The following is a 16,193-nucleotide window of genomic DNA, read 5'->3' on the forward strand; positions in this document are numbered from 1 at the left end:
CTTGCGCGCGGATTTTTAAGCGACCGAGCGAAACTCCCATGACCCAAGCCACCGCGCGCGCCCACAGCAATATCGCGCTGATTAAGTATTGGGGCAAGCGCGCAGGTCCGGGCAACCTGCCTGCCGTCGGATCGATCTCGGTCACGCTCGATACGCTGTACACCGATACCCGGGTAGTATTCGATCCGGCGCTGGCGGCCGATCGCGCGCAACTCGACGATGCCCCGGCCGACACCACGCGTCTGACCCCGTTTCTAGATCTGATCCGTCAGCGCGCCGGCATCGACACCCGGGCCGCGATCGTTTCGCATAACAACTTCCCGACTGGGGCCGGGCTGGCCTCCTCGGCCTCGGGCTTCGCGGCCCTCACCCTGGCGGCGACCCGCGCTGCCGGGCTCGATCTCGATCGACGCGAGCTGTCGATGCTCGCACGTCAAGGCTCGGGCTCTGCGGCCCGGTCGATCTTCGGTGGGCTGGTCGAGATGCACCGCGGCGAGCGCGACGACGGCAGCGATGCCTATGCCGAGCCCATCCTGGCGCCCGAGGACTGGCCGCTGGACGTGGTAGTGGCGATCACCGACACCGCCAGCAAGAAGATCAATTCCTCGATCGGCATGAGCAATCTGGATCAGCGCTCGGACTACTACGACGCCTGGGTCGCCCACTCTGAGTCGGATCTGGCCGGTATGCGCGAGGCGATCGCGGCCCGCGACTTCGAGACCCTGGGCGCGCTGTCGGAAATGAGCTGTTTGAAACTGCACGGCTTGATGCTGTCGACCCGGCCCGGCCTGATCTACTGGAATCCGGCGACTGTGGCGGCCATGCACGCCGTGCGCGATCTTCGCGACGCCGGCACCCCGGTGTACTTCACGATCGATGCCGGCCCGCAGGTCAAGGCACTCTGCCCGCCCTCGCACAGCGCCGAGGTGGCCCGCGCATTGGCTGCGGTCCCGGGCGTGCTGGATACTCGTAGAACCGGCCTCGGCCCCGCTGCCTACCTATTGCCATGAGCACCGAAACCACCGTTACCACCAGCGCTCCCGGCAAGCTGTTTCTAATCGGCGAATATGCCGTACTCGAGGGGGCGCCTTCGATACTCACGGCCGTAAACCGGCGGGCGCGCGTGACCCTGCGTGCGGCATCCGGTGGCCACTGGTCGTTCAGCGCACCAAATCTGGATATCGAGCACCTCGCGCTCGGCGTCGATGGCCAGGCCGGGGCTGAGCTGGACGACACCGTCCGCGACCGACTGCGGGTCTTCGAGGCAGTGCGTGCCGCCGTGGCCGACTTTCTGGATACCCCGCTGCCGCCGCTGGACGTGCATATCGACACCTCCGATTTCGCCCGCGATGGCCACAAGCTTGGCCTAGGTTCCAGCGGCGCGGTCGCGGCTGCGCTGACCCGGGCCCTGCTGGCCTGGGCGGATATCCATCCGGCACCGGCCGAACTGGCGCGGCTGGCGATCGCGGCGCACCGCGCTGCCCAAGGCGGCACCGGCAGCGGCGGCGATGTCGCTACCTCGGTCTATGGCGGCATCATTGGTTATATCCGAGACCAGGCCCCCGAGCCGCTGACCTGGCCGACCGGCTTGAACGGCACGGCCGTCGTCACCGGCCAAGGCGCCAGCACGACAGAACTGGTGGCTCGCGTCTATGCCTATGGCGAACATTCGCCGCAGGGGTTTCAATCCGACATGACCCGGCTGGCAGCTCTGGCCGAGCATGCCGCCGATCATCTCGGCCAGGCCAATCGGTTTCTGCAGTTGGCCCGTGAGTATTTCGAGGCTTTGATCGCACTGGATCATCACGCCGGGGCCGGCATCGTCAGCCCCCGGCATCACGAATTGCATGCTCTGGCCGCGCGCCACGGCGCCGTATTCAAAAGCTCGGGCGCCGGCGGCGGCGACGTCGGCCTGTTGTTCACCACCCACTATACCGACCAGGCCGCGTTACGCGATGACTTTGCGAGCGCCGGCGCCGATATCATCGATCTCGAACTGGGCGTCGACGGGGTCACCCTGGAACCGAGCCACCCTGACATCGCGGCCGCAGACCGGTCGGCGACAGCCCATGGGCGGCTGGGCTAAACTAGTGCATTACACAACGATGCCGTTCGAGCCCCAGCATCGTCGACAACTTGCGCCGAGGATTCTTTTCGAATGAGTCATTCCCGTATCCCCCAGTTCTATAAGTTCTCGGTCGCCGATCGACTCCGCGCCCTGCTCGAGCGCGACGTGATCAGCGAGGCCGAATACGACATGCTGGTCGACGGCACGCATTTACTCGATGCCGACAAGGCCGATCGCCTGATCGAAAACGTGATTGGCGCCTTCGGCCTGCCGATGGGACTGGGCCTGAATTTCTCGGTCAACGAACGCGACTACCTGATCCCGATGGTGGTCGAGGAGCCCTCGATCATCGCGGCCGTGTCGTCGGCAGCCAAGCTGGTACGGCGGTCCGGAGGCTTCACCTCCACGGCCGAGCGGCCGATGCTGATCGGCCAGATCCAGGTGGTCAACGTTCCCCGGGCTGCCCACGCCAAACAGGCGATTCTGCAGGCGAAAGAAGAGATTCTGAACCTAGCCAACAGCCTGCATCCGAATATGGTCGCCCGCGGCGGCGGCGCCCAGGATGTGGAAGTCATCACCCACGGCGCCACCGCCGAGCACGGCGAAATGCTGGTGGTCCATCTGATCGTGGACACCCGGGATGCGATGGGCGCGAACCTGGTCAACACCATGTGCGAAGGCGCCGCCCCGCTGATCGAAAAGATCTCCGGCGGCGAGGTGTTCCTACGTATCCTGTCGAACCTGACCGACCGATCGTTGGTCCGGGCACGCTGCGTGATTCCGCCGAGCCTGCTCGAAGCTGGCGAGTACTCCGGCTCGGAAGTCCGCGACGGCATCATCCTGGCCAACGAATTCGCCGAGATGGATCCGTACCGGGCCACCACCCACAACAAGGGCATCATGAACGGCATCGATGCCGTGGCGATCGCGACCGGCAACGACTGGCGCGCGATCGAGGCCGCAGCCCATGCCTATGCTGCACGCACCGGCCGCTATCGTTCGCTGACCCGCTGGTATGCCGACGACGAAGGCAACCTGGTCGGTGAGCTGGAGTTGCCGCTCAAGGTCGGCACCGTCGGTGGCCAGGTCGAATCCAATCAGGCGGTCAAGATCGCCCATCGGGTGCTGGGTATCGAGTCGGCTGCGGAACTGGCCGAGATCATGTGCGCGGTCGGTCTGGCGCAGAATTTTGCGGCCATCAAGGCCTTGTCGACGCATGGCATCCAGCGCGGTCATATGACCTTGCATGCCCGCAGCGTGGCGATGGCTGCCGGGGCCACCGATGCGCAGTTCGATGAAGTCGTCGACCGACTGGTCGCCGGCGGCGACATCAAGGTCTGGCGTGCCCGTGAAATCCTGGCCGAGCTCGAAGACACCGGCCGGGTGAGCCAGGCGCCGGCCAGCGGCGTCGCCAAACCGCCCGAGCCGGAACCCGTCGGCCACGGCGAAGCAAGCGGCGACATGGGCTATGGCAAGATCATCGTGCTCGGCGAGCATTCCGTGGTCTATGGCCGGCATGCGATCGCCGCCCCGATCCCGCTCAACGTCCGCGCCGAAGTCCGGCCGCAGGCCGAGCAGATCGATCTGCTGATCCCGCGTTGGGGCGTGGAAATGCGCTTGTCCGAGCCGGAAGGCTCGATCAGTTCGCTGCACGAATCGATCACGCTGATCGCCGAGCGCCTGGGCGTGGCCGATCGCGGCATGCGCATCGATGTTTTCCCCCGGGTGCCCCGGGCCAACGGGCTGGGGGCCTCGGCGGCACTGGCGGTGGCCGTGATCCGGGCCATGGCACGCTGCTTCGCTATCCGGATATCGGAGCGCGAAATCTCGAATCTGGCCTTCGACGTCGAAAAAATCGCCCACGGCACCCCGAGCGGTATCGACAACACCCTGGCGACCTTCGGCAAGCCGATCCTGTTCCGCAAGGAACAGCCTACCGCTCGTCCGGAAATTCGCGATCTGGCGACCCCGCGTCCGATCCCGGTGGTCATCGGCCTGTCCGGCGTGGCTACTCTGACCGCCCAGACCGTGGGTAACGTGCGCGCGGCCTGGCAGAAGAACCCGGCGCGCTACGAAGCGATCTTCGACCAGATCGACGGCCTAGCCCTGGCCGGGGTCGATGCCCTGGCCCGCGGCGATATTGCCGAACTGGGCGACCTGATGAACATCGACCATGGCTTGCTCAATGCCTTGCAAGTCTCATCCTGGGAAATCGAGGAATTGGTCGAGATCGCACGTACCAATGGCGCGCTCGGCGCCAAACTGACCGGCGGCGGCGGCGGTGGCGCCATGATCGCGGTCGCCGAACAGGATAGAATTCAGGATGTTGCCTCGGCGATGCGCGCCGCCGGCTACAACTCGTTCATCACGGAAATCCGCTCATGAGTTCGAATATCGACGCCAGCACCGCGGCAGTGGTCTCTTTCGACGACGAACCCCTGATCGTGGTCGATTCCGACGACAACGTGCTCGGATATATGCCCAAAGCCGAGGCACATATCGGCAATGGCGTGCTGCATCGGGCTTTTTCGATCTTTCTATTCAACCGTCGCGGCGACGTGCTCATGCAGCAGCGCGCCGCGGTCAAGCCGCTCTGGGGCGGATACTGGTCGAATAGCGTATGCAGCCACCCACGCCGCGGTGAGACGGTCGCAGACGCAGCACAGCGCCGTCTGCGCGAAGAAATTGATGTCGTCGCCGACGTGACCTTCCTCTACAAGTTCGAATACCACGCGCCGTTCGGCGATGCAGGCGCCGAACACGAGATGTGCTCGGTCTTCGTCGCCTGTTCGGATGCGGATGTAGCCGGAAACCCGAACGAGATCGCCGATTTTTCGTTTATCGCACCGGACACCCTGGATACCGAACTGGCCGAGCGGCCCGAGCGCTATACCCCGTGGCTCAAGATGGAATGGCCACAGATTCGCGAACAGCACTGGGATGCGGTCCAGACGCTGCTCTCAAACCAAGCCTGAATTGACGGCGCTAAGCCCAGACAACGCTGCCACCGCTTTCGGGCCGGGCATGAGGCCCACTATGGCCGGAACGATTTAGGGCCTGAGCTATGCCGGTATTGGTGCCGGCCCGAGCGGATGGCCGGACACCAGGCTTGGCGGCGGGTCAAAAATACCCAGGGCCGGTCCACGCCGGACCGGCCAATGAGACGGCCGATCGAGTCTACGACTCGGCCGCCAAGTTGGGAATCGTCGGGTACTTCTTAAGCTGGGTCTGAAACTGCTTGATAAAGCCGTCCGCGCCCTTTTCGTTGATCGAACTGGTGTACTGACCGCGCTTGAGCGCCAGATCGCTGACGCCCTTAGCGACCACGTTCACGATCTTCCAGTCCCCATCGCTGTTATCGAGCACATAGTTGATGGGGATTTCATCGCCGTTGGAGACGATCACCGTATTCACTTGCCGCCGGCCTCCTGGGGCATCCTTGACGTCGGTGATCTTGAAAGACTGCCCGCTATAGCTGTCAAAGCGCGATGCATAGGTCGCCAGCGTATCCTTGCGGAACATGCTCTGATACTGCTGCTGCTGTTCAGCGCTAAGCTTGGACCAGTGGCTGCCCAGGGCAAGCTTGGCGATGCGGTCAAGATCAAAAGACTGATCGATGACCGGTGCCAGTTTTTTGTAGCGCCCGGCAAACCCCAGATCCTGGCCATTTTTCATGGTGGCCACCAGCTGATCGTCGAGATTCGCGACCACGCTCTTGGCAGGCTCGGCAGCGGCAGCGGTCCATACGCCGATACAGGCCCCGATAACGACCGTGGCGAGCACGCCTCGCAACAAACGCACAACTGCTTTCATTCTCGATTCCTTGACTCAATCCTAGCGGCGCCGCCTGGCGCCCTGGTCTTGATATGGGGCTAAGCTTGCGGCCGACAACCCGAATTACAACGCAACCCAGTTGTCTGCATGCTGAATGTATCGCCCTGGCCTGGCTACCGGTGTCGCGTTAGTCGACGCGATGATAGGCCCGGCCACGCCAGGCGGTCCGGACCCCCTGCCAGTAGCGCAGCGCCGAAGACCAGGTCATCGCGAGATAGACGGTACCGATCGCCGGCAATACCGGGGCCCAACCCAGGGACAGCCGATAATACGCCAGCGTGGGGGCATAGCTGATCGCCATCGCCACCCAGGCCGCGACGGCCATCAGACGCGCTGACCAGTCACCGAGTACCAGAGCCAACGGCGGCACCCAGAACATCAGCCCCATGGCCAACGTACAGCCGGCCAGCAGCCACGGCGAGTAGCGCAGCTGGCTGTAGGCCGAGCGCGCGACCATGGCATGAATACCAGAAAAGTCGTCGTAGCCGCGTAGACTCGTGGCCGAATGCGTCACTCCGACCCAGGTCGATCCCCCGGCCTCACGTACCCGGCGTGCCAACGTACAGTCGTCGATCACTGCGTCACGCAAGGCTCCAAAGCCACCGATCCGTTCGAGCATTACGCGGTCGATCAATACACAGCCGCCAGCGGCCGCGGCCACCCAGCGCGAGCCGGCATTGGACAGGGCAAACGGATACAGCAGCTTGAAGAAATAGATGAAGGCCGGGATCAACAGCCGCTCGGCCAAGCTCTGCATTCGCAAATGGGCCATCAACGACACCATCCGCCGATTGTCGGCCTTAGCCTGGGCGCGCAGCCCAGCGATGGTCCCGGGAGCGATCTCGATATCGGCATCGAGGAGCAGCACACGCTCGGTACTCACCTGGGCCCGCGCCTGTTCCAGGGCCCAAAGCTTACCGGTCCATCCCTCAGGCAATGGCTGCCCCTGAATCACGGTTAACCCGGGCAACGGCGCCGCTCGCGCCACCGCTGCAGTGCCGTCGCTAGAGTTGTCGTCGATCACGATCACCGATAGCCCCGTACCCTGCCGGGCCAACGCCGCCAGGGTCCGATCGAGGCTGGCGGCTTCGTCGCGGGCCGGGATCAACACGGTGACGTCCGACAAATCGGCGGACTGAGCCAAGACAGGATCGGCTTCGAACCGCTCACGCAGCCGCCATGGCAGCCACGGCTGGGCCAATAGGCCGAGCCAGACGACCAAGCTTAGGACAACGAGAATCGTGAGCATGCAATCGTCGGATACAAAAAGGCCGCCGGCGCACCGGCGGCCCGAGTCTCAAAAAAGACGAGAAAGTACGGGTTTAGCTGACTTCCGTCTCTTTCTCACTGGACTGATCGCTCGACTGGCGACGGCCGATCTGCGAGATCGGGATCTTGGTCGCCGTGGCGGCCGCACGATCGCCGTAAAGGATCGGCAGTTCCTCGGCGAAGTCGCCCGACAAGCGCGGGCCCTTCATCATGCTCTTGAGCGCCTTCAGCGGGTGCGAGAACGTATCCTCGACCGCCGTGCCTTCGTAGCCGCAGTGCGCCATGCAGTTGTCGCACTTCGGATTGCGGCCGACCCCGTACTTCTCCCACTCGGTGTTTTCCATCAGGCCCTTGAAGGTCTTTTCATAACCTTCGTCCACCAACAGGTAGCAGGGCTTCTGCCAACCGAAGATGTTGTAGGTCACGTTCGACCAGGGCGTGCACTGGTAGGCCTCGTTGCCCGCCAAGAAATCCAGGTACAGCGACGAATGGTTGAGCTTCCAGTCGGCGCCGCGCTCCCTGCCGTGGCGGAAGATCTCACGGAACAGGTTCTTGGCCTTGGAACGGCCTAGGAACACGTCCTGGCGCGGGGCATGCTCGTAGGAGTAGCCCGGCGAAACTGTAATGCCTTCCACACCCAGGTCGGTGACGTAGTCGAAGAAGTCGGCCACCTCTTCCGGCACTTCACCGTCGAACAGGGTGCAGTTGATGGTGACGCGGAAGCCGCGATCGCGCGCCATCTCGATGGCCTCGACCGCCTTCGTGAACACCCCGTCCTGACAGACGGATTCGTCGTGGCGTTCTTTCAGACCGTCCAGATGCACCGACCAAGTGAAGTAGGGCGACGGATCATAGTCGTCCATCTTCTTCTTCATCAGCAAGGCGTTGGTGCACAGATAAACGAACTTCTTGCGCGCCACGATGCCGCGAATGATCTCCGGCATGTCCTTGTGAATCAGCGGCTCGCCACCGGGGATCGACACCATCGGCGCATCGCACTCGTCGACCGCGTTCAATGCGTCCTCGACACTCATGCGCTGCTTGAGGATGTCCTTGGGATGATCGATTTTGCCACAGCCGGCACAGGCCAAATTGCACTGAAAAAGCGGCTCCAGCATCAACACCAGCGGATAGCGCTCACGCCGGGCGATCTTCTGGCCCATGATATAGCGCGCCACTTTGTACTGTTGAATCAGCGGTACTGCCATTTCGACCTCTTGTTGGAGCCCGATCGGGACAATGAATGCCCGATCCGGGAGCAGCGAATACGATGCGACACAAGCCGCAGGCGCACTGCATTATACATATTTAATTTTCGTTACCGACTATTGTTGCATATCAGCGCTGCGTTATCTCGCGAATCGCCGCGATGAGTCGGTCCATGTCGGCGACCTCAAGAGCGCCCATGGTGGAAATACGAAAAATGTGATCCGACAATCCCCCCTGCCCGGCGTAGATGACGAATCCCTCGGCCTTGAGCCGATCGTGCAGTACATCGTAGGACACACCCGACGGCAATCGATAGGCGCGCAGCACGCAGGACGATGCCCCTGGGGCCAGCAGCGATTCGATGCCCAGCTCGGCCAGCCCGTTGCCGACCTGGTCGGCAAGCCGGCGATAGCGTTCGCCGCGGGCCGGCCAGCCGCCGAACTCGGCATGTTCGGCCAACGCTTCGGCCAAGGCATAGAATGCGGGCACCCCCGGTGTGAACGGCGTCCCCCGCTCATCCTGCTTGGCACTGTAGCCGGCCAAATCCAGATACAGGGCCCGGGTGCGCGCTGCCGCCAGGGCGCTACGGCGGACCAGCACGAAGGCGGCGCCGGGCGCCCCGTGCAGGCATTTATTAGCCGTAGCCGCCACGGCCGTGATCGCTGGCCCGAACTCAATCGCCTCGGCACCGAAGCTCGACACTACATCAACCAATACCCCGACGCCGGCCTCTGCGCAGACCGCTGCGATCGCAGCCAGATCGTTGAGGCGGCCGGTCGTGGTTTCATGATGTACCACTGCAACATGGCTGAAACCACCCGCGGCCAAGCGCAGCCGCAGCGCCTCGGTATCGACGACCTCGCCCCAGGCCAACGCCAGCGTCTCGTGGGCGATACCGTGGACCTCGGCCATGCGCGTCATACGCTCGCCGTAGACGCCGTTTTCGATCACCAGTACCCGGTCGTCGTCGGCCGGCAACGAGGCCATCATGGCCTCGACGGCGACCGTCCCCGAACCGCTGATCAATACCGGCGACCAAGTCTCGTCGTCGAGCTCGTAGACGGCAGCCAGCCGAGCCCGGATTTCGTCCTGAAGATCAAAAAACTCGGGCTCGCGATGGCACAGATCGGGGCCGGCCAGGGCATCGCGCACCCGGGGCGTCAGCGTGACCGGCCCCGGGTTGAGCAATAGTTCACCGCTCACGAATCGCCTCCGATATGCGCCATCAGCCGCTGTTTGACTTCGACTGGCGACGCCGCTGGACGCGGCAGGCTGGCCTTGTCGGTACCAGCTTGGATATGCAAATGCGAAAAGGCCGGGCCCTGCGAGCTGCCGGCCAGCATCTGATCGATGGTCGCTCGCTCGTAACCTTCGTAGGTGGTGCGGTAACCGGCCGCGGCAGCGATCGCTGCAAACGACAAGCCCGACGAGACCGTTGCCTGGCCGCCGGTCGATTCATGCATGCCGTTGTCGAGCAGCAGATGATAGAGATTGGTCGGGCCATAGGCGGCCAGCGTGGACATCGCACCAAGCCGCATCAGCGCTGCCCCGTCGCCGTCGACCACGTACACCTTCAGATCCGGCCGGGCCATGGCCAAACCGAGGCCGAGCAGCGGTGCACAGCCCATGGAGCCGACCATGTACAGATGGTTCGGGCGATCCTCGATGGCATACAGCTCGCGGCCTGCAAAACCGGTCGAAGCGATGACCACGCTGTCGGCAACTGCGGTGTGCGCGACCAAATGGGCAAGCGCATCGCGGCGCGTGAGCTGGGGATGGCGCGGCGGTGCCGGCCGGAACGTGATCGCACCGCGGCTTTGGGTTGGCGGCTCGGTACGCATCAGCTCGGCCGGCGCGACCGTGCCCTTTTTCATCACTAGGGCATAGGGCCGACCGGTGTCGTTCATATGTGCTTCGGCCCGGGCCAGCGCGTCATCGACCGCATCGGCCTGGTCGGGGAAGATTTCCCAGGGAATCTCCATGGTATCGAGCATATCGGGCGTAATCCGCCCCATCAGCTCGTGCTGCGGCTCGTCGGCAACCTCGGCCGCGCCACGCCAGGTCACGATCAGCAGGATCGGCAGCCGGAACACCCAGTTCAGCGAGGTCAGCGGCGAGACCGCGTTACCCAGCCCCGAGTTCTGCATCATGGCCACGGCCCGTTTGCCGGCCAGAGCTTGGCCAGCGGCCAGCGCCACTGCATCGCCCTCGTTGGCCGCCGAGACATAGGTCAGCCGGTCGCTGTCGATCACCGTATTGATGAACGGCGTCAAAAACGAACACGGCACGCCGGCATAGAAGTCATAGCCGTAGGCCGCCGCGCGATCGATGAAGTCGTTCGCCTGAAGCGTCATGGTCACTCTCCTGAAAGCATCTGGGCGCCCATCGCCGCACTCGCCTGGCCGGGCCAAACCCAGCGCGAGCCCGACATTGGGTCTCTACACGTCATATCGAGCCAGCCGGCCCTGATTCGCAACGCCTCATACCGAGCTGCCCTGGGCAAATTCGGATGCGGCGCGCAGATCGTCGAGGTCGTTGACGTCGAGCCAGTGGCCGGTGATATAGATCACATCCACGCGACGGCCGGCCGCAATCAGCTCGTTAAGCAGCTCCGGCACGCCGGCCGTCTCAAAACGGCCTTCGGCGCGCAGTTTGTCGAGCGCTTCACGAATCCAGACCCGACCTTCGCCACGGCTGCGCATGACGCCGATCCAGCGCCCGTGTGGCGCGGTATTCGGGGCCTTGTCGGTGCCGATATGGGTCAAGGTGGCCGTCTGACCGAACAAGGCCCGATCGTCGGGGGCGCTGCACCAGGCCGGATCACGCTGCGGCGCTTGGCCATTGCGCCGGCCCTCGGAATCGACCACGACAGTGATTTCGCCGGGCGCTTCCAACAGATCGGCTAACACGTGACGGCGAAAGATCAGATCGCCGTAAACGATCAGGTTGTCGTCGCCGAAATGCTCTCGGGCGCAGTCCAGCGACGCCAGCTCACCGGTGGTCTCGTAGGCCGGGTTCTCCACGACCTTGACCCCGGCGACATCGATCGTATCCGGGCGATAGCCCGCTACCGCGGTGATATCGTGCAGCCCCTGCTGTTTGAAGACATCGACCAGATGCCGCAGTAGCGGCTTGCCGGCGACTTCCAGCATGGCCTTCGGCCGGGCTTCGGTGACCGGCTCCAGACCTTCGCCGCGGGCAGCGGCCAGCACGATCGCACGCGTTGCTGCACCGGCATCGCCGGCATAGCGTTTTTCGGCCTCGCGCAGCTCGGGATCGCCTTGTAGCCGGAAGATCTCGGAGACCGGCGCGATCCGATCCTCGATCCCGGTCAAGGTTTCAGTCTCGTAGACTTCGGTCACCGTGCGCTGCATGGCAGTCACGGCCGAACGCACGGTGTGGTTGGCCCAGATCACTAGGCTGATGCCCGCCGAACGGAAGACGTCGGTCGGCGTCGAGTAGTATTTGGTCGGCACGATCACCAGCGGACAGTCGACGTCCCAGCCGTCGGCGAAACGCTGGATATTGTCGAATCGCGGCGCCTTGTCGTGGATGAGGATCGCATCCGCCCCAGCGGCATGATAGGCCCGGGCACGTTCCAGCGCCTCCTCGACCGACCAGCCGGCAATCAATGCCTCGACGCGGGCGACGATGCAGAAATCAGGGTCCTGCTGGGCATCCTTGCCGGCGCGGATCTTGCCGCAGAACTCGTCGACATCGGCCAGTGGTTGGCGTTCGCCGTCGATGAAGCTGTTGGTCTTGGGGAACAGCTTGTCCTCGATGCACACGCCAGCCACGCCGCGCGACTCGAGCTTGTTGACCAGCCGCCGCAGATTGTTGAAGTTGCCATAGCCGGTATCGCCGTCCAGCAGAATCGGCACCGAGCTGGCATCGGCCATGAATTCCACGGCCTCCAGCACCTGGGTCCAACTCGCCTCGTTGGAGTCGCGCACCCCGAAGGCCGCCGACAGCGCCAGCCCCGAAGCCCAGATGCCGTCGAAACCGGCCTCTTCGACGATCCGAGCGGACAGCCCGTTATGGGCCTCCATGATGAATTCGAGCCGGCCGGAGTTCAGCAGATCGCGCAGCGCGCGGGTCTTGGTCTGGGCCGGGGCCGCAGAAGGGTTGTCGTCACTGCGCATGGCTAACCGTTGTTCTGGAGTTGGGGAAGCACGTCGGACATGGCCCGTTCGACGTCCTCGGGGTAATCGATCTCGATCCAGGGCAGGCTCGACACGTCGGCGGCCTTGAATACCGTGTTCTCGGCCAGCATCACGCGCTGCAGCGCCGCTTCGTAGGGAGCATCGTCGTCGGCATCGGCCACGCGGTGACACTCGAGCAGCAGGGCATCGGCGCTGGCCGGCGACAGACGGAAGAAACCGACCGATTCACCGACCGTGTCGTAATCCAGGCCTTCAGGCAGGCTCTTGTCGAAGGCCACGATCCGGTCGTCCTTGAGACAGACCTTGACGGCCTCGGCGTCATCGGCGCCGACTCGAGTATCCAGGCCCAACACGTCGGTGCTGCCTTCGCCCAGCAGCGCGCTCAGCATGCGCTGGTCGTAGAGCACGTCGGCATCCATCAGCAGGATATCGTCGTCGCCTTCGAGGATATTGCGGGCCGCCAGCACGCTCTTGGCGCTGCCCTGGCGGAACGCCGGATTATGGACGGTGCCCACTGCCATGTCGGGCGGTACCAGCGAATCCAGCATGCCCAGGGCCTGTTCGATCTGCATGGCCTCGAAACCGACCACGACGGTCAGCGACTCCACCCCGGCCGTACGCAGCGCGCGCAGATGGCGTTCCAGCAGGCTGGCCTCGCCGAACGGCAGCAGGCATTTCGGCCCGCCGCCGGTGATTTCATTGAGTCGACGGCCGAGCCCGGCCGCCAGAAGAACTGCATGCATTGAATAATCCAGTGTTACGGATGTCGTATAGAAGGCGCCGGGCTGCGCGCACGCCCGACCAGCCGGCCTTCGGCCCACTGCCAGGCCATCAGTCCCGGAATGCCCAGTGTGAGTTCGCGCACGCGTTTGACCAGCGACAGTGCCAGCCCGGTATCGGCGCCCAGCCCGATCAACGAGGCCAGGACCACGAAACCACCTTCCTGTACGCCCAGGGCGCCCGGAATGGCAAAGGCCGCGCCACGGATCGCCTGGCCCAAGGCTTCCAGCATCACGGCATCGGCCAGACCGACCGGATGACCGAGAAAATACAGCCCCAGCCAGACCTCACCGACCCCGGCAAACCAGCCGATCAGCCGCCAGAACAAAGCCCGTAGCACACAGCCCGGGTGCGCATAGATCGCCAAGATCGCGGCATCCAGCGCCTGTGCGCCACCGACGAAGTCCAGCCATTCGCGGCCGCCGCCGATGCGTTTGACCATGCCCGCCAATCCTGCGAACAGACCGCCGCGCTGCAGGCGATAGAACAGCCCCAGCAGGGCCAGCATGGCCGCGATACCGGCCGCCACCCCCCAGGCCAGATCCGGCTGATCGATCAGGATCAGCAGCAGCACCAACCCGAGCACGCCGAACAGCATCTGGCTGACCGCGGCCAAGGTGATATCAACCACCACGGTCGCACCGGTTTCAGCCGCGCCCAGCCCGTGCTTGATCAGAAGCCGGGCCTTGGCGATATCGCCACCGATCTGCGCGACCGGCAACAGGCTGTTGATGGATTCGCCGATCCAGCGGGCCCAGACGATACGTACGACCCCCGGGCGCGGGCGCCGATACAAAATCCGCCAGGCGTGGCTGTCGAAGATCAGCGGCACCAGGTGCCAGGCCGAAACCACGGCCAACCCCCAGCCGGCCGCGGACAATGCGCGACCGATCGCCGGCAGGCCCTGCCAGGCCAACACAGCCGTGAACAGAGCCAGCCCGGTCAGCAGCATGATGGCAGCGGTACGCTTCACGGGCCGGGTACAGCTGTCAGCGCTTATTGCGCTTGAAGACTTGCTTGAAGCCAAAGTAGGCGATCGAGTCTTTCATATTCGATACGAAGCGCTGCCAGCGGCCCATATGGGCGTCGGTAACGTACTCGAAAGTCAAAGAGATACGACGCTCATTCTCGCCCAGCGGCGTGATTCGGTGCCAGACCTCGTCGCCGTTGAAAAAACACATCGCGCCCGGGCGCAGGTTACGAGCATCGGCCACGGTCTCGCGGTCGTCGTCGTTTTTGAACAACTCGAACTCGAGCTGGGAGGACGATTCGTCGATCACCCCGAGCAACAGCGTATAGCGCTTGCCGGCATAGTAGGACGTATCGAAATGCCAACCGATGTGGTCACCGGGCTCAGTATAGAAATACAGGGCGTAGGCATGCGGATCGGATTCCGGGCAGACTTCGAGCGTCTCGCCAGTCAGCCGTTCCAGCCAGGCAATGAACTTCGGATTGCGGTACAGGGCCGGGATTTCTGGGGCGAGCTCGTCCAGGGCATAGCGCGAGACGCTACCGCCTTTTTTATGACGCGGGATGAAGTTGCGATGGATCGCCTCGGTCAGCTCCGGAATTCGAGCCTGGAACTGAGTAGTGGTTTCGGCCGGCAGGAACTCGTCGAGAAACAAGAATTCGTTGTCGGTCTCGAAACGCTGCTTCAGGTCTGGCGTATCGAGCTCGTCCACGAAACCCGCGGCATCGGCGGCATCGGTATCCGCGATCATTTCATCAACGCTGGCAGTACTCATCGACGTCTCCTTATCGGGTCGACGCTAATCAACAATAACTGGGGCCCGTTCGCTGCGGCGCCGTACTAGTCGGGGATATCGGCGCTCGAGGCGGGTTCGAACTCGGCCCGACCATTGGCTTCGTGCCGGCGCGTCGATGAGGCACGATAGGCCGATTTGCGTACTCGGTTGATCGAGCCCAGCGGACGCAGATCGGCCCGCCCGGCCCAGGGATCGAAAGACAACACGTCTTCGCTGAAATCGCGCCGGGCCGGTGTGAACGGATCCTGGCGCGGCAAATGCAGATGCGCGACCCGGCGCCAAGCGCTCTTGCCGACATCCCATTCGACCGAGGCATCCTCGATGGGCATCGCCGCCGGATCGGTCATCAGCTGGACACAGAAATCGAAGCGGGCTTCGTGTTGGCTCAAAAACTCGGCGAGCCACTCGGATAGCGCGTTTTGTGAATCGTCGTCGGTCACGGTCCGAGCCGCCAGTGCTCGCTGGTCCTCGTCATACGGCATCAGCGCGTATTTACAGACATAGTCGCCGTAGCGAAACGCCGACTGGCTGTAATAAGAGTGGGCCAGCAGATCGATATTGGGCAGGCGTTCGAACAGCGTCTGGACATGTGCATCGTCGCGCTTGGCGATCTGTTCGGCCAAGGCCTGTGGATCGTGGCCGTACTCGGCTCTTAGATACGCGATCTCGCGATAGGTCGTAACCTCGGCCAACGGCAGGATCGGGCAGTTGTTGAACAGAAAGTCCTGGGTCGCGCGGTCGTCGGCCATTTTCTCGCCGCCAACGCCCAGAACCTTCATCGCCAATCCGCGAGCGGCCGGCACGCGATCATCAACGAATGCACCGGGCTCCGTGGCAAAGCGCAGTACCGCAGGATAATCGCCCGGCGCGGCGAACAGACTCTGGGCCAGTTCCTCCGGCAAGTCGGCATCGACGGTCAGCGTGCCTTTGACGAAGCCCTGGCCTTTGGCATGGGTATCGCGGGGCGCGTGCTGGCCTGCGGCAATCGCGCGCTCATGGGCAACGCGCAGATAGTCGACGATATCGCGGATCTTGGCCTGCTCGTCCGGCTGCTCGCGCTCCAGATCGTCGGAATAACGCACGTACATAATCAGGACCTATCAT

General features: G+C 63.7%; 14 protein-coding genes. 4 read left to right on the forward strand and 10 right to left on the reverse strand.

Annotated elements, in window-relative coordinates; translation table 11 throughout:
- The first annotated feature begins 38 nt into the window (after window positions 1–38).
- The 4 genes from mvaD (at window position 39) to idi (ending at window position 5,043) form a co-directional block, all read left to right on the forward strand.
- The gene (mvaD, locus tag V5738_RS14660) at window positions 39–1,010 is read left to right on the forward strand and encodes a diphosphomevalonate decarboxylase (RefSeq protein ID WP_423821560.1); all 972 of its coding nucleotides are present in this window, start codon (window positions 39–41) and stop codon (window positions 1,008–1,010) included.
- On the forward strand, window positions 1,007–2,086 hold the full coding sequence (locus V5738_RS14665; RefSeq protein ID WP_423821561.1) for a mevalonate kinase family protein: 1,080 nt from the start codon (window positions 1,007–1,009) through the stop codon (window positions 2,084–2,086). The genes mvaD and V5738_RS14665 overlap by 4 nt, the downstream gene beginning before the upstream one ends.
- A 72-nt stretch (window positions 2,087–2,158) precedes the next feature.
- Window positions 2,159–4,453 carry a hydroxymethylglutaryl-CoA reductase, degradative gene (locus tag V5738_RS14670; protein WP_423821562.1) on the forward strand — a complete coding sequence of 765 codons (2,295 nt, stop codon included), beginning with the start codon at window positions 2,159–2,161 and terminating at the stop codon, window positions 4,451–4,453.
- Complete coding sequence (gene idi / locus V5738_RS14675) at window positions 4,450–5,043, forward strand: isopentenyl-diphosphate Delta-isomerase (protein ID WP_423821563.1); 594 nt, start codon at window positions 4,450–4,452, stop codon at window positions 5,041–5,043. Before V5738_RS14670 ends, idi begins: the two co-directional genes overlap by 4 nt.
- 202 nt (window positions 5,044–5,245) lie before the next feature.
- Here idi and V5738_RS14680 read toward each other — a convergent pair whose 3' ends face one another.
- From V5738_RS14680 to V5738_RS14725, 10 genes are all read right to left on the reverse strand, one after another.
- Window positions 5,246–5,881, reverse strand: coding sequence for an ABC transporter substrate-binding protein (locus V5738_RS14680; RefSeq protein ID WP_423821564.1), 636 nt, complete (start codon window positions 5,879–5,881; stop codon window positions 5,246–5,248).
- Window positions 5,882–6,029: 148 nt separating this feature from the next.
- The gene (locus V5738_RS14685) at window positions 6,030–7,151 is read right to left on the reverse strand and encodes a glycosyltransferase (protein WP_423821565.1); all 1,122 of its coding nucleotides are present in this window, start codon (window positions 7,149–7,151) and stop codon (window positions 6,030–6,032) included.
- Between the two features lie 73 nt (window positions 7,152–7,224).
- Window positions 7,225–8,379, reverse strand: coding sequence for an adenosyl-hopene transferase HpnH (gene hpnH / locus V5738_RS14690; protein ID WP_423821566.1), 1,155 nt, complete (start codon window positions 8,377–8,379; stop codon window positions 7,225–7,227).
- A gap of 130 nt (window positions 8,380–8,509) precedes the next feature.
- Complete coding sequence (locus V5738_RS14695) at window positions 8,510–9,583, reverse strand: 2-aminoethylphosphonate aminotransferase (protein ID WP_423821567.1); 1,074 nt, start codon at window positions 9,581–9,583, stop codon at window positions 8,510–8,512.
- Window positions 9,580–10,734, reverse strand: coding sequence for a phosphonopyruvate decarboxylase (gene aepY / locus V5738_RS14700; protein WP_423821568.1), 1,155 nt, complete (start codon window positions 10,732–10,734; stop codon window positions 9,580–9,582). Before aepY ends, V5738_RS14695 begins: the two co-directional genes overlap by 4 nt.
- 126 nt (window positions 10,735–10,860) lie before the next feature.
- On the reverse strand, window positions 10,861–12,522 hold the full coding sequence (gene aepX / locus V5738_RS14705; RefSeq protein ID WP_423821569.1) for a phosphoenolpyruvate mutase: 1,662 nt from the start codon (window positions 12,520–12,522) through the stop codon (window positions 10,861–10,863).
- A 2-nt stretch (window positions 12,523–12,524) separates the two neighbouring features.
- Complete coding sequence (locus V5738_RS14710) at window positions 12,525–13,286, reverse strand: NTP transferase domain-containing protein (protein ID WP_423821570.1); 762 nt, start codon at window positions 13,284–13,286, stop codon at window positions 12,525–12,527.
- 14 nt (window positions 13,287–13,300) lie between these two features.
- The gene (locus tag V5738_RS14715; RefSeq protein ID WP_423821571.1) at window positions 13,301–14,296 is read right to left on the reverse strand and encodes a lysylphosphatidylglycerol synthase domain-containing protein; all 996 of its coding nucleotides are present in this window, start codon (window positions 14,294–14,296) and stop codon (window positions 13,301–13,303) included.
- Window positions 14,297–14,312: 16 nt separating this feature from the next.
- On the reverse strand, window positions 14,313–15,068 hold the full coding sequence (locus V5738_RS14720; RefSeq protein ID WP_423821572.1) for a HalD/BesD family halogenase: 756 nt from the start codon (window positions 15,066–15,068) through the stop codon (window positions 14,313–14,315).
- Window positions 15,069–15,133: 65 nt separating this feature from the next.
- Window positions 15,134–16,171 carry a catalase family protein gene (locus V5738_RS14725; protein ID WP_423821573.1) on the reverse strand — a complete coding sequence of 346 codons (1,038 nt, stop codon included), beginning with the start codon at window positions 16,169–16,171 and terminating at the stop codon, window positions 15,134–15,136.
- Window positions 16,172–16,193 lie beyond the last annotated feature (22 nt).

Origin of the sequence: Salinisphaera sp. SPP-AMP-43, from assembly GCF_049568105.1 — a bacterium.
Classification (GTDB): domain Bacteria; phylum Pseudomonadota; class Gammaproteobacteria; order Nevskiales; family Salinisphaeraceae; genus Salinisphaera.